The following is a 12,770-nucleotide window of genomic DNA, read 5'->3' as shown; positions in this document are numbered from 1 at the left end:
CACTGTATCCATAATTTGAAACTCGGATCAACGCCCCTGCCTCAAGGATGTTCCGTCATGCTTCTTGCGCTGGCCGCGGAGCCGTTCACGGCCCCCACCGACCGTGACATGCTCCCCTCGGAGCGACGCGAGTTCGTCCGCACCCACCGAACCGCAGTCTTCGGCTACCGCCGCCGCAACGACGGGCCGGCGATGTCGGTCGTCTACTACATCCCGACCGACGACGACGAATTGCTGGTGTCCACCATGGCCGGTCGCGGCAAGGCCCGAATCATTGAACGCGACGGCAAGATCAGCTTGTGCGTGCTCGACGAGCGCTGGCCGTTCACCTACCTGCAGGTGTACGCCGACGCGATTCTGGACTCCGATCGTGCCCTGGCGGTCGACGTGATGATGGCGGTCGCGGGGCGGATGTCCGGCCAGCCGCTGGGCGAAGAGGCACGCCCGTCCGTCGAGGCGATGTGCGACCGCGAGAACCGCGTGGTGATCCGGTGCCGACCGTACTCGACCTTTGCCACCCCGCCGCGCCACCTGCATCGCAACGATCAGGTCGAGGAACTGTCGCACTGGGTTTCCGGCGTGGTGCCCTGGGACACCGCCGACCCCGAGTAAGAACCGATTGCAGGTCTAGTGGTGACGGCAGACGCAACGACTGTGAGCGACCCGCCCGCTGCGAACACCGCGTATCGGCGCTGGTCATGGTACGGTTCGCTGCTGTGGTGTCGTCGCGTGTCAACCCTGGCAACCCGAACGCGGGCCTGCCCGCTTCGTGGCGCATCGGGTCGCGGACCTGCTCGATTGTGACCGTCGAATGTCTGAGCTGAGCAGACGCCGCTTCCTCGGATCCCTCGCCGCATCGACCGTCGCCAGCGTGGGCCTGGCTCGCTGCATGGTTGACCCCCAGCCGCGCACGTTCGCTCAGACGCCCGCCGCCGCGGCGGCTCCCCCACCTCCTGGTCCTACCGTCGCAGGGCTGTTGCCGCCGCCACCGCCGAGTTCACGAGTCCGACTGCCCGGGGGTGGCGTACTGAGCCAGCTTCCCGGCAGCGGTGATCTGCTGGCCCTGACGGTCGACGACGGCACGAACTCCGAAGTCGTGGCCGCCTACACCCAGTTCGCCAAAGACACCGGCATCCGGCTGACCTTCTTCGTCAACGGGACGTACGACTCCTGGACCGACAACCTGGCCACACTGCGCCCGCTGGTCGATTCGGGGCAGATCGAACTTGGCAACCACACCTGGTCGCATCCCGACCTGACCACGCTGAGCAAAGGTGATATCGCCAAACAGCTCACTCGCAACGACGACTTCCTCAAGAAGACGTACGGTGTTGGCGCCAAACCGTATTGGCGCCCGCCCTACGCCAAGCACAATGCGGCCGTCGACGCGGTGGCCGCCGACCTCGGCTACAGCGTGCCGGTGCTATGGTCGGGATCACTGTCGGATTCGACGCTGATCACCGAGGAATACATCGTCAAGATGGCCGACCAGTACTTCACCCCGCAGGCCATCGTGATCGGCCATCTCAACCATCTGCCCGTCACGCACGTCTATCCCCAGCTGATCGACATCATCCGCGCGCGCAATCTGCGCACCGTCACCTTCAACGACGTCTTCCTCAAGACACCCTGACCGCGGCGGTCGCTTCCGCGGCAAGCCGACTCCAGCTCCGAAGATTATGAAGGCGCTCTACGTGTCAACGCCGAGGGTACCGGCCTGGCCCGAGGGCGAATACCGGCTGTTCCAAATCGGATTCGTTGTCGATGCGGCGCCCCCGGCCGGCGGCATTCACCAACTATGCACGGTGACAATGGACTTCGTCGCCAAGAAACGACACTTTCGGGATCACGGATACGAAATCGTCTCTGAGATGACCGATCCCGGCATCGCATCGCCTACGTCGACACCGTCGAGGATTTCGGCTTCTATACCGAGGTCGTTGACGACATACCAAGCTTTCGTGCGAACCTGGCGCAGATCTCCCGCCGTCCGGGACGAAGTCACCGATCCTGTCCGCTACGAACCCGCGGCCGCTGCCAAACACCGTGACGGATTCGGAGCGTCGCCACTTATTTAGGTGATATGCCGAGCTGTCGGCCAAGATGGAGGGTGCCCGTCCAGCAGGGAGGAGACCGTGCAGCTACAGCCGCCTCGACGACACCGTCACAACGCGAATGAACAGCGCGTTCGGCGGATGAAGAAGGTAGCGTATTCGGCGGTCCTTACTGCCACGGTGCCGCTATTGGCCGCGTGCCCCGGCGGGACACACAACTCCGCTGATCAGCCGCGGCCGTCGCCCCGCACCACAAAGCAGGCCTCGCACGGCCCGTTCTTCCCGGAATGCGGGGGCGTAAGCGACCAGACGGTCGCCCAGCTGACCGGCACCGCGGGGTTGGTCCTCACCGCCCGAAATTCCTTGGGCTGTCAGTGGCTGGTCAACGGCAGCATCAGCGGCCCGTGGTTTTCGTTCAGCTGGTTCCGCGGTAGCCCCATCGGCCGTGAGCGCAAGAACGAAGATCTGACCCGGACCTCGGTCGACAACATCACCATCGACGGACACAGCGGGTTTGTCGCCGTGGCCACCGACCGGCTCGGTGCCCGGCTGTGCGACGTGGCCATCCAGTTCCAGGACGACTTCTTCGAATGGTCGATCCAATTCAATAGGAAGCCATTTCCCAACCCGTGCGACATAGCTACCGAACTGGCGCGCCAAAGTATCGCTGCCGCAAAGTGACCCGTCACGGCCACGTTGTGGCGAAGTTGATGTATTAGTCGTTGCGCGCGGCGCAGAACTAGCCCGCGGTACCGGCCAGCAAGATGTAGTCCGTTTCCGGACGGTGGTTTTCAGGAGGTGGGGTAGGTCCATCCGCCGAAATACCGGCCGCCACCGATGGACTTCGGCCACATTTCCTTGATGCAGCTGGTCAAGTTGCCATCACACGCCGTTCGGTGCCCGGCAGCCTAGCGGATGGATGTTGCTGCGCCCGGCGCGAGCCGCGAGAGCCAGCTTCGAATGTCATTGCTGTGCTGGCCCAGCCGCGGAGCCCTGGTCCGATACGTCACCGGCGTGGCGGAGAGCTTGATCGGGCTGGCGACCTGACGGCCGAGGTGCTCACCGTCGTCGGTGTCGTGGATCGGATGCAATCCCAACTGTTCGGCCAACGCGAAGGCTCCTGCGATGTCGTTGACCATGCCGGCGGGGATGCCCAGTGCCGGAAGTATTGTCGACCAGTGAGCTGCTGAGTTGGGTGCCAACGCGCGCTCGAGGTGTTCACGCAGCAACTCCCGATTGTGCACGCGCAGTTCGTTGGTCGAGAACTGCCGATCGTGCGCTAGTTCGGAAATACTCAGCGCGTGGCAGAGTTGGGTGAACTGCTTGTCGTTGCCGACCGCCAGGACGATCGCACCATCGCCAGTCTGGTAGCTGTCGTAAGGGGCGATGCTGGCGTGGCCATTACCCATAGCACGTGGGACCTCTCCGGCCACAACGTAACTGGCGGACTGATTGGCCAGGGCCGCAAGCAGTGACGACATCAGGTCAATCTCGACGCGTTGGCCGAGTCCGGTCCGGTCACGCTCCCGTAACGCCGCCAGGATACCTACGGTCGCGAATAGTCCCGCGAGCACATCCACCAATGCCACGCCGACTTTGGTCGGATGATCAGCGTCGGACCCGGTGATGCTCATCAACCCGCCCAGCGCCTGGACCAACAGGTCGTAGCCGGCCAGCTCGTGCCCGGCGCCAGTGCCGAATGCCGAGATGCTGCAGTAAACAACGGCAGGGTTGGCCTGACGGAGGGTCGGCTCGTCAAGCCCGAATCGGGCCATGGTGCCGGGCCGGAAGTTCTCCACCACAACGTCGGCTCGCTCGGTCAGAGACCTGGCGACCGCGAGGTCCTCGGGGTCGCGCAGATCCAGGACGATGCTGCGCTTGTTGCGGTTGACACCCAGAAAGTAGGTGCTCTCGCCGTCGACGAACGGCGGGCCCCATGCTCGGGTGTCGTCGCCGCCCGGGCGTTCCACCTTCACGATCTCGGCCCCCAGGTCGCCGAGGGTCATTGTGCAGAACGGCCCGGCAAGGACCCGGGAGAAATCGGCGACCAGCACTGGCGAAAGCGGTCCCACCGCAGCCGTGTTCATCGCTACGACGCTGTCTCCACCTGGGCGCCGAACCAGATACGGCGCGCTTGCGGTGCGATCTCGGCCGCCCTACCGTCGAGCTGATCCAGGGTCAGGCTGCTGATCGGGTGCGTAGCGACCGCCGGTTCCAGCTCGGCCATACCGCGTGCTTCGCGCTGTAGCCGAGCCTCGTGCTCGAATTCCGTTGTCACGATGGCCACCGTCGGCAACCCTGCTGCTTCCAGCCGTACCGCGTCGTTGACGCACGCCGAGCAGCAGGAGCCGCAGTCGCCGATGGCCGTCATCGCGATATCGTTCTCGGCCGCGATCTGTGCGATCAGTTCGGGGCTGGCGTCAGAGGAGAAGTGGTGCTTGTCGTAGAAATTGACCGTTGCGAATGTCGTTCCGCTGTCCTTCAATTCACGTACAGTAGCGCGCAGCAGCTTGGCGGCGTTCCACTTGGTATTGCTCAGCACCCCCAGGCGCAGGTCTTTAGTGGCGTGCGGGCGGGCGGCGGTGGGTATGGTCTGCACATCGACGACACCGCACGGGTCATAGATGAAGTCGTTCATGCGTTGGCTCCTCTCGCAGGGTTCTGACATCAGAGTCGGCAGCCGCCATCGGGGCAGTCCAGCTCGCGGGCAACGAGATTGGGCTCCATGGCACTTCCTTCGACCGCACGTAGCACCGGCGTCGTCGCGGTGCTCCACCCCGGCAGGAGCGCCGAGAATCGTCCAGCGGAACCGCCGGCTACGAATAGGTGAATGTCGTCGGGCGTGAATACGATCGGTACCTGCCGGCCCGCCTCGCGCGGATACCACTTGGGCAGATTGCGATTGTAGGTCTGTCCACCGGGCGGCGCGTAGCGGTTGCCGTAGCTCACGTCGGTCCAGTCGTTGGTGCCGTTGAGCCACAGGTAGCGCCGGACGTCGTCCCGTGACCAGCCGAAAGAGGCGATAGTGTGGGCATGCTCCACGCCGATCACCACGGTGCAGGACCCGCCGAGCACGGCGTTGTTGTGCGCGATGGTGCTCATCGCCGAAGCGATGGAGTCCAGGATCCCTTGCGGGTCATCGGAAATATGGTTGGTGACACTGTGGGGGGCCTCCGCGCCGATCACCAGGACGGTGCTGTCGTCGGGTGCGTATCCGTGCTCGATATGGTAGGGCGCCCAGGGGCTGGCCTCTTCGTTCTCGGCGATACAGAAGGTGTATTTGCCAGGATGGCCCAGAGTGCTCTTGTCGAGTTCGCCGGGGATGCCGCCGCCGACACTGAGCAAGATCAGCCGCACCGCGCGGCCGATGGTGGCGTTGGCACGATTACCGGATCCGAAAACGTTTCCACCGGAGTTCATTCCGATCTGCTTTGCGATGGGCCCGTTGACCACGATCAGCGGCGCAACCACGTGCGTGGTGGCTTGGATACCGTTGAGGTTGAATCGTGGATCAGCCATAGCGAGTATGGCCTCCCGCACCACGGGGGCGTACTCCGGCTTACAACCGGCCATCACCATGTTGACCGCCAGCAATTCGCGAGTCAGGCTGCCCCAGCGCGGTGGGATGCGTGCCAACAATGTCTCGGGGTGCCCGCCTAACACGTCGAGTACGGCGGCGACACGCTCGGGTGTCGGTGGGACGACGGGCAGCCCGTCACTCCATGGCTGGTCGAAGTAATGCTCTACGAGGTCACGTTCCTGGGTGATCGTTGCGCTCATACGGCAACCGTAAGTCGGCAGCATCATCACAGTCCAAGACAAACTAGGTCACATTTCATATGCTATAGATATGTCAGATCCGGAGCTTCGGCTGCTTCGGTATTTCGTGACCGTCGCCGACGAGCGGCACTTCGGCCGCGCCGCCGACCGGCTACACATCGCGCAGCCACCCCTGAGTCAGCAGATCCAAAAGCTGGAGCGCCAGCTGGGAACGGTGCTGATAGACCGGTCCCGACGCCCGATCGAACTCACCGACGCCGGCAATGCGCTATACGAAGAAGCCCGGCTCGCGCTTACCCATGCCGAGCGGGCGTTCACGTCCGCGCGCCGGGCGGCAGCCGGGCAGCTGGGCCAGTTGAGCATCGGCGCCATGCTGGCGGCCGTGGACGGGGTGTTGTCCTACGTCATGCGCGCGCATCGGCGGGAATATCCGGACGTCAAGCTGGATCTCGCCGAAATGGGCAGTGTCGAACAGCTGGAGCAACTGGCCGAGCACCGCATCGACGTCGGATTCTTGCGGGGCCCGATCGACGACTCCTCGCTGAGCATCAAGATGTTGATAGACGACCCCTTGGCTGCCGTTGTGTGCGAGGACGATTCACTGGCCGCACGCCATCAGATCGCGCCGGCGGAACTCGCACATCGGTCGATGATCCTGTGGACCCGCGCCGCGGCGACCACCACCTATGCCGATGTGATTGAGCTGTTTCGCATGCACGACATCGATCCGCCGGTGGTGGACGAGGTCCCGCGCATCCAGACCATTCTCGCGCTGGTGGCCTCGGGCGCCGGAACAGCCTTGTTACCAACGTCTTTCATCAACCTGAATCGCAATGGGGTTCGCTTCGTACCGTTAAGCGGCCCGCTGCCGCACCGACCGCTGTCCATGGCGTGGCGCACCGCTAATCAGTCGCCGAGCGTGCGCAGCTTCGTCGACGTCGCAGTGCGGGCATCGCCGCAGTACCTACAGGATCTGCGGGAGCGCTATCCGCAACTGACGGCCCGATGACATGGATTCCGATCGCTCCGATCCTTCAATTCGGCGCACAGCCAGGGCCGTCAGCCGCCCAGTATCCCATCGATCATCAAACGCAGTACCTGTCCGATCTCCTCGCGGGCCTGGCGTTGGTCGTCGGCGGTGGCGATCGCCATCGCCGCCTCGTCAAGCGCGCCGATGAGTACGGTGGCAAGCGGCCGGACCGGTAGCGACGGAAGCTGGCCCGCGTCGATCGCCGCGGTGATCAGCTGTTCAGTCATACCGAGGCTGTAGCGTTGCGCGACGTCGCGGAACCCGGCCCAGCCCAGGACAGCGGGCGCGTCCAGCAGGACCAGCTGCCGCACCTCGGGGCCGGCGGACACCTCCAGCCATGCGTCGACCGACGCACGAATCATGTCAGCGGGTGTCGTAGCCCCCGACGCGGCAACCAGGCCAGCCATCCGGGTCATCACATCCTGCTCGACCGTCTCGACAACGTCTCGGAAAAGTGCTGCCTTGTCGGTGAATTGGTGATACATGGCGCCGCGTGTGACGCCGGCTTCCCTGGCGATCTCGGGTGTGCCTACCTCGGCGTAGCCCCGCTGTCCCCACAGCTTGCGGGCGGCAGAAACCAGCGCTTCGCGGGTTGCCGCGGAACGCTCTTCCTGCGTGCGCCTCTTGATTTCCATACAACCTGTTGGTAACTTACGAACAGACAGTCTGTTTGTAAATCTACCCCTAGTAGGAGTTCTCCATGCCGACGATCGAGATTAACGCCGGGACCATCCATTACGAAGCAGCCGGTGCCAAGGACGGCAGGCCGGTGGTGTTCGTGCACGGCTACATGATGGGTGGCGAACTGTGGCGACAAGTCAGTGAGCGCCTTGCCAGTCGCGGACTGCACTGCATCGCCCCAACCTGGCCGCTCGGTGCGCATCCGGAACCGCTGCGCCCCGGTGCCGATCGCACCATCATCGGAGTCGCCGGCATCGTCGCCGATGTGCTTGCCGCCCTTGACCTCAAGGACGTGGTTCTCGTCGGCAACGACACCGGCGGCGTGGTGACACAGTTGGTCGCGGTACATCATCCTGAACGTCTTGGCGCACTTGTCCTCACGAGTTGCGATGCTTTCGAACACTTTCCGCCGCCCGTCCTCAAGCCGGTGATCCTGGCGGCCAAGTCGAAAGCCCTGTTCCGTGCCGCAACCCAGACGGTCCGATTGCCGGCCGCACGCAAACGAGCGTATGAAGGTTTGGCGCACAACAATATTGACGCGTTGACCGAGATCTGGGTGCGACCTGCGTTGTCCGATCCCGCGATCGCCGAGGATCTGCGTCAGCTGTCGCTGTCGCTGCGCACCGAAGTCACCACCGCAGTCGCCGCCCGCTTGCCCGAGTTCGACAAACCCACGCTGATCGCGTGGTCCGCTGACGACGTCTTCTTCGAACTGGAGGACGGGCAGCGGCTGGCCGATACCATCCCCAACGCCCGCCTCGAAGTCATCGAAGGTGCCCGCACGTTCTCGATGGTGGACCGCCCGGACCGGCTTGCCGAGCTGCTTTCCGCGGTAGCCGTGCGCACCTAGCGGTACATCATGTGCGCCAAGCCTGTCGAGCGACGCGGTGGAAGTTGCCGCCAAGGACCAGGGCGATGTCGACCGCGTCCCACCCACGTGCCTCCAGGTAAGCCCCGAGCGTCAGCAGCGTCTCAGGCGGCATCCATTGGATCGGCCCCCACCGGGTGTAACTCGCATCGAACAGATGCGGATTGCGGGCGATTTCGTCGACGAAATCCTGGTAGTCGAAAGAGAAGTCACTGCTGATTCCGACGTGATCGATACCGACCAGATCGACCGCGTAGTCCAGGTGTCGCTCCATGGCTTCCAAGGTGGGCGTGTTGGGACCAAGGAAAATCCCCACACCAGTGATTCCGATGACCCCGCCACCGGCCGCGCAGGCGCGCGCCTGCGTGTCAGTGATATTGCGCGGGTGGTCCCAAATCGCCTTCATGCACGAGTGGCTGTACACCATCGGGCCGCTCGACACCTCGCACATGTCAAGCCCGGTGCGGGCGCTGCAGTGCGACCCGTCTGGCACGATGCCGACGGCGTTCATCTCTGCGACTATCGCTCGCCCCCACGCGGTCAGGCCGCCGTCCTCGTTATCCAGGCATCCGCTACCAGCGCGATTTGCGTGGTTGTACGTGGGTAGCAGCGTTCGTACGCCGAACCTGGCCAGCACGGCAAGGTTGTCCAGGTTGTCATCTAGGGGACGTGAGTCCTCGAGATCGAAGACGACAGCGATATGGTCCCGGGCCGCAATGGCCTCGACATCGTCGATACCGACCACCAATTCCAGATCCGGGTGGGCAGCTACAGCTGCGCGGAAATGGCGTAGCAGCGCCATCGTGTCTTGAAAACTGTGCGGCGAGTAGCCCGCGTTCACCGACACGAATGCGCCCCCGCGGCGTCGGTAACGGCTTAGCGGTTCCACTTCGCCACCCGTCTGCAAGGGCAGGCAAGTGTGCTGGTCCCAGAACAGAGTCGTCATGGACATCGATACTGCCCCAGCCGGGGCACAGCAGCTCGAAGTCTCCGGTTAGCGTTTCCTCGTGGGAGACACGACAACTTTGCACGGACGGCGGATCTTGGTCACGGGTGCGGCGACCGGTATCGGCGCGGCCGCGGTCGCCGCACTCAACGAGGCCGGGGCACAGGTAGCGGCCACCTATCATCAGACCGCGCCGCCGCAGGACCTGCCGGCGTCGTGGCTGCAGTGCGATGTGCGCGACGCCGCCACTGTCACGGCGACGGTGCAGCAAGCTGCCGAAAACCTGGGCGGGCTGGATGTTTTGGTGAACGCCGCTGGTCTATGGCAGCCCGGGATTCCGGGACACATCGAGCCCGAGGACATCTCATTCCTGCTGGATACCAACGTCAAGTCGACCATCCTCACCAACCAGGCCGCCTACGCGGTGATGAAGGGCAAGGGCGGCCGGATCATCAACTTCGGTTCCTCCGAAGCCGTTATGGGCAGCCCGATCTCGGCGGTCTACGCAGCCACCAAGGGCGCAGTGCAGGCATGGACCCGGTCGGCGGCTCAGGCCTGGGCATCGGAAAAGATCACCGTCAACGCGCTGGCACCGGCGGTGCAAACCCCCGGAGCCGATCGGCTGCGCGACTTCCTCGGCCCGGACGCCGGTGCGCTCATCGACCAGCAACTCCAAACCCGGATCCCGCTCGGCGGTGCACTGGGCGACCCGTCCCGCGACCTGGGGCCGATGCTGGTGTTTCTATCCGGACCTGGATCGGGGTTCATCACCGGCCAGCTACTCGCCGTCGACGGCGGCCTGGTCATGCTCGGCGCCTGAACGCGCGGAACCGCCGCGCCGCCGGATCCGCCCTTTGGGCCGTCGAACCCGCCGCACCGGATCTCGCGTTGTGCCGACCGCGATCTCGTCGCGCAGCTGCGCGATGTTGGAGATCTCCGCGTACAACCCGCGGATCGCGTAGTCCAGCACGGCGAACGAGTAGCGCTGGTCGGGGTCGTCCACGATGCCCACCTCGCGGGACCTCTGCCGCGACCACAACGCCTCATCCAGCCGAGCGCGAGTGGCTGCGAGATGACGGTCCAGCGTGTCGATCAGCCGGTCCGGGTCCTCGCCGCGGGCAAGCCAGGTTCGCAGGATGACGGGATGTTTTATGACTACCTGGTCTTCTCCAGGAAAGTGCTGCACCCAGCGCCGCAACGCATCCCGCCCAACATCGGTGGTTTCGTACATGGTGATGGTCCGCTTGCCCGGCCGGGTCTCGATCTCGCTGACCATTGACCTTTCCAGCAACTTGCTGAGCTCGCGTCGCACGTGGCTGACCGATGGCGACCAATAGAAATGTCCGACAGACAGCTCGGCGCGCATCTTTATCTCGCCGGCGGTGAGCTGCTCGTCGGTGGCCGCGAGCACACCCAGCACCAGGTATGCGGTGACCGGCAGCCCGCCGGCAGTGCGGGCCGGGCTCACTCTGGCTTGGGGCAAGGTCGAAAGTACGGCAGCGTCACATCGGAGTCGACGGGGTGAAAGTCCACCGTCACCCGCATCCCAATCGCCAGCCGCTCCGGGGCGATGCCGATGATGTTGGTCAGCATCTGATAACCCTCATCGAGGGTGACAATTGCTGGCGCGTAGGGTGGTTCGAACTCCGCGGTGACGGGCCGGTGCACCACCGTCCAGCTGTAGACCTCGCCGACTCCGCCACTTTGAGCCCACTGCAGCTCGCCCGAGAGGCACTCGCGACAATATTCGGTCGGCGGAAAGTTGGCCACACCACACACCGGGCACCGTTGGTAGCGCAGCTCGCGGGATCGGCAGCCCGCCCAGAACTCGCCACTGACCGCACTGCTCGCGTACGGTACCGGCCCGGACTGTGGCCGCAAGCTTTCCGAAGTCATCTCGGCTCGTCTCCCAGGAGCAGCACCGTCGTGAACAGGGCGCCCGCTCCCCCGTTGCTACACAACGCAATACGAGCATTCGGGACTTGCAGGTCGCCGGCCTCGCCCCGCAACTGCTGCACCGCCCGGACCGCGCGCTGCATCATCTGCGGATTTGCCCCGGCATGGCTGAAGGACATGGTTCCTCCGTCGGTGGTGATGGGATGACTGCCGTCGATAGCAATGTGACCGTCTGCGACGAACGGCCCGCCCTCGCCCTCGCCGCAGAACCCGAATGCTTCCAACTGGCGAATGATCTCGAACGAGAACGGGTCATAGAGCTCCAGTACGTCCACGTCCTCCCGGCGCAGTCCGGCGTGATCGAACGCACGGCCGGCGGCGCGACGACCCACCACGCCGTTCACGAGATCGCGGCGACGCCCGGACAAGTCCCAGGCCGGCGGGTGCTGATAGGACGGGCCGTGAAAGTCCGCGCCACTGCCCAGGATGTAGACGGGTTGACGCGTCGTCGTGGCCTTCTCGCCGACCGTCGCAAGGTTCGCCACCACCAGCGCGCAACCGCCCTCCGAAGTGGTAGCGCAATCGAGCAGATGGAAGGGCTCGGCGATGAGCCGGGAGGCGGTGATGTCGTCCGCAGTGAACGGACCACGTTGGTGGTAAACGGCTTCCGGGTTGCGTGACCCGTTATTGCGGATGGTGGCGGCCACCATCGACAGCTGCTCGCGCGTGGTGCCGTAGACGTGCATGTGGCGGCGGGCGACGAGCGCGAACTCCGCGGTGGTGAACATACCCCAGGGCGCGACGAATTCGTTCTCCGGCCGCGTCCAGGGCGCGGTCGCCTCGTGGTCGCGATATTCGCCGGCCTGCGCGGCGACAAGCACGACAACATCGGCCATGCCGTGTTCGATCGCGGTGGCCGCCTCGGTGATCATGCCGACGCCGAAGCCCATTCCTTGCCAGGCCGGACCGATGCGCAGGTCGTAGATCAGCGCGGTCGACATTGGGCTGGCGCTGATTCCGTCCACGTCGTCGAGGCCCAGGCCGGCGTCCTCGAGCGCCCCACGGATGGCTTCGATGGCCAGCCCTCGGCTGGTTTGGCCGTCGAGTCGCCGACCCTGCGCGGTGTTGTACACCCCTACTATCGCCGCGGTGCGCTTGTTCGCGCTCAAATCGACCTCTTTCCCCTAGTTTTCGTCCGCGACAACGCCGAGGTAGGTTCCGACGACGTCGTATTCGTTCCCTTCACGCACTATCCGGCCGATCGTGGTGCACCGGGCATCGGGCGGTAACGCCCCGGCGTCGACGACGTCGATCCGCACGTCCACCGGTCGCGCGGTCTGAGGGTCGGTGATCTCGACGACCATCGCCACCGCATTCTCCGCGGCATCCCACTCGACACCGATAATGCGATGACGCGCAGTTAGTTCCATTACTAACGAGTCCTGGCGCAGCAGGAAGCGCACCGGGGCGCACAGCTCACCGGACCGCGGAGGTACGCAGAGGGAGACGGCCATT

16 protein-coding genes are annotated in these 12,770 nt (G+C 64.6%); 6 read left to right on the top strand and 10 right to left on the bottom strand.

Annotated features, from left to right (window positions below):
- Positions 1-57 precede the first annotated feature (57 nt).
- Positions 58-612 carry a pyridoxamine 5'-phosphate oxidase family protein gene (locus tag H0P51_RS01355; protein WP_180916294.1) on the top strand — a complete coding sequence of 185 codons (555 nt, stop codon included), beginning with the start codon at positions 58-60 and terminating at the stop codon, positions 610-612.
- 208 nt (positions 613-820) lie between these two features.
- Positions 821-1,633 (top strand): polysaccharide deacetylase family protein, encoded by an 813-nt coding sequence (locus H0P51_RS01350; protein ID WP_180918664.1) that lies wholly within the window; start codon positions 821-823, stop codon positions 1,631-1,633.
- Between the two features lie 213 nt (positions 1,634-1,846).
- Here the strand turns inward: H0P51_RS01350 and H0P51_RS01345 are convergent, their stop codons facing one another.
- On the bottom strand, positions 1,847-2,005 hold the full coding sequence (locus tag H0P51_RS01345; RefSeq protein ID WP_180916293.1) for a hypothetical protein: 159 nt from the start codon (positions 2,003-2,005) through the stop codon (positions 1,847-1,849).
- A 190-nt stretch (positions 2,006-2,195) separates the two neighbouring features.
- Between H0P51_RS01345 and H0P51_RS01340 the strand changes: the two genes are divergently transcribed.
- Positions 2,196-2,735, top strand: coding sequence for a DUF3558 domain-containing protein (locus tag H0P51_RS01340; RefSeq protein WP_180916292.1), 540 nt, complete (start codon positions 2,196-2,198; stop codon positions 2,733-2,735).
- A 227-nt stretch (positions 2,736-2,962) separates the two neighbouring features.
- On the opposite strand, the gene H0P51_RS01335 is transcribed toward H0P51_RS01340, so the two are convergent.
- Genes H0P51_RS01335 through H0P51_RS01325 form a run of 3 tightly spaced genes read right to left on the bottom strand, consistent with a single transcriptional unit; the run spans position 2,963 to position 5,834 of the window.
- Positions 2,963-4,141 carry a CaiB/BaiF CoA transferase family protein gene (locus H0P51_RS01335; protein WP_180916291.1) on the bottom strand — a complete coding sequence of 393 codons (1,179 nt, stop codon included), beginning with the start codon at positions 4,139-4,141 and terminating at the stop codon, positions 2,963-2,965.
- Positions 4,142-4,143: 2 nt separating this feature from the next.
- A complete protein-coding gene (locus H0P51_RS01330) occupies positions 4,144-4,692 on the bottom strand; it encodes a UGSC family (seleno)protein (RefSeq protein WP_180916290.1) in 549 nt (182 codons plus the stop codon).
- A 29-nt stretch (positions 4,693-4,721) separates the two neighbouring features.
- On the bottom strand, positions 4,722-5,834 hold the full coding sequence (locus tag H0P51_RS01325; protein ID WP_180916289.1) for a hypothetical protein: 1,113 nt from the start codon (positions 5,832-5,834) through the stop codon (positions 4,722-4,724).
- Positions 5,835-5,904: 70 nt separating this feature from the next.
- Between H0P51_RS01325 and H0P51_RS01320 the strand changes: the two genes are divergently transcribed.
- On the top strand, positions 5,905-6,843 hold the full coding sequence (locus tag H0P51_RS01320; RefSeq protein WP_180916288.1) for a LysR substrate-binding domain-containing protein: 939 nt from the start codon (positions 5,905-5,907) through the stop codon (positions 6,841-6,843).
- Between the two features lie 50 nt (positions 6,844-6,893).
- Here the strand turns inward: H0P51_RS01320 and H0P51_RS01315 are convergent, their stop codons facing one another.
- A complete protein-coding gene (locus tag H0P51_RS01315; protein WP_180916287.1) occupies positions 6,894-7,499 on the bottom strand; it encodes a TetR/AcrR family transcriptional regulator in 606 nt (201 codons plus the stop codon).
- Positions 7,500-7,564: 65 nt separating this feature from the next.
- Between H0P51_RS01315 and H0P51_RS01310 the strand changes: the two genes are divergently transcribed.
- On the top strand, positions 7,565-8,395 hold the full coding sequence (locus H0P51_RS01310; RefSeq protein ID WP_180916286.1) for an alpha/beta fold hydrolase: 831 nt from the start codon (positions 7,565-7,567) through the stop codon (positions 8,393-8,395).
- A gap of 7 nt (positions 8,396-8,402) precedes the next feature.
- Here H0P51_RS01310 and H0P51_RS01305 read toward each other — a convergent pair whose 3' ends face one another.
- Positions 8,403-9,359, bottom strand: coding sequence for a dipeptidase (locus tag H0P51_RS01305; protein ID WP_180916285.1), 957 nt, complete (start codon positions 9,357-9,359; stop codon positions 8,403-8,405).
- A 61-nt stretch (positions 9,360-9,420) separates the two neighbouring features.
- Between H0P51_RS01305 and H0P51_RS01300 the strand changes: the two genes are divergently transcribed.
- Entirely contained in the window at positions 9,421-10,179 is a 759-nt protein-coding gene (locus tag H0P51_RS01300) for an SDR family NAD(P)-dependent oxidoreductase (RefSeq protein WP_246398314.1), read from the top strand.
- On the opposite strand, the gene H0P51_RS01295 is transcribed toward H0P51_RS01300, so the two are convergent.
- From H0P51_RS01295 to H0P51_RS01280, 4 genes are read right to left on the bottom strand one after another with little or no spacing between them, the layout of a single operon-like run.
- Positions 10,138-10,827 (bottom strand): MarR family transcriptional regulator, encoded by a 690-nt coding sequence (locus tag H0P51_RS01295; protein ID WP_180918662.1) that lies wholly within the window; start codon positions 10,825-10,827, stop codon positions 10,138-10,140. The genes H0P51_RS01300 and H0P51_RS01295 overlap by 42 nt on opposite strands.
- On the bottom strand, positions 10,824-11,255 hold the full coding sequence (locus H0P51_RS01290; RefSeq protein WP_180916284.1) for a Zn-ribbon domain-containing OB-fold protein: 432 nt from the start codon (positions 11,253-11,255) through the stop codon (positions 10,824-10,826). Before H0P51_RS01290 ends, H0P51_RS01295 begins: the two co-directional genes overlap by 4 nt.
- Complete coding sequence (locus tag H0P51_RS01285; protein ID WP_180916283.1) at positions 11,252-12,424, bottom strand: thiolase family protein; 1,173 nt, start codon at positions 12,422-12,424, stop codon at positions 11,252-11,254. The genes H0P51_RS01290 and H0P51_RS01285 overlap by 4 nt, the downstream gene beginning before the upstream one ends.
- Before the next feature lie 15 nt (positions 12,425-12,439).
- Entirely contained in the window at positions 12,440-12,769 is a 330-nt protein-coding gene (locus tag H0P51_RS01280; protein WP_180916282.1) for a hypothetical protein, read from the bottom strand.
- Between the last annotated feature and the right edge of the window lies 1 nt (position 12,770).

Origin of the sequence: Mycobacterium vicinigordonae, assembly GCF_013466425.1 — a bacterium.
In the GTDB taxonomy this organism is placed as follows: Bacteria; Actinomycetota; Actinomycetes; order Mycobacteriales; family Mycobacteriaceae; genus Mycobacterium; species Mycobacterium vicinigordonae.
This window is presented reverse-complemented; position numbering and strand designations above follow the sequence as displayed.

Coding starts and splice junctions, on each gene's coding strand:
- H0P51_RS01355 (WP_180916294.1), top strand. CDS start 58: ATGCTTCTTGCGCTGGCCGCGGAGCCGTTCACGGCCCCCACCGACCGT.
- H0P51_RS01340 (WP_180916292.1), top strand. CDS start 2,196: ATGAAGAAGGTAGCGTATTCGGCGGTCCTTACTGCCACGGTGCCGCTA.
- H0P51_RS01335 (WP_180916291.1), bottom strand. CDS start 4,141: ATGAACACGGCTGCGGTGGGACCGCTTTCGCCAGTGCTGGTCGCCGAT.
- H0P51_RS01330 (WP_180916290.1), bottom strand. CDS start 4,692: ATGAACGACTTCATCTATGACCCGTGCGGTGTCGTCGATGTGCAGACC.
- H0P51_RS01325 (WP_180916289.1), bottom strand. CDS start 5,834: ATGAGCGCAACGATCACCCAGGAACGTGACCTCGTAGAGCATTACTTC.
- H0P51_RS01320 (WP_180916288.1), top strand. CDS start 5,905: ATGTCAGATCCGGAGCTTCGGCTGCTTCGGTATTTCGTGACCGTCGCC.
- H0P51_RS01315 (WP_180916287.1), bottom strand. CDS start 7,499: ATGGAAATCAAGAGGCGCACGCAGGAAGAGCGTTCCGCGGCAACCCGC.
- H0P51_RS01310 (WP_180916286.1), top strand. CDS start 7,565: ATGCCGACGATCGAGATTAACGCCGGGACCATCCATTACGAAGCAGCC.
- H0P51_RS01305 (WP_180916285.1), bottom strand. CDS start 9,359: ATGACGACTCTGTTCTGGGACCAGCACACTTGCCTGCCCTTGCAGACG.
- H0P51_RS01290 (WP_180916284.1), bottom strand. CDS start 11,255: ATGACTTCGGAAAGCTTGCGGCCACAGTCCGGGCCGGTACCGTACGCG.
- H0P51_RS01280 (WP_180916282.1), bottom strand. CDS start 12,769: ATGGCCGTCTCCCTCTGCGTACCTCCGCGGTCCGGTGAGCTGTGCGCC.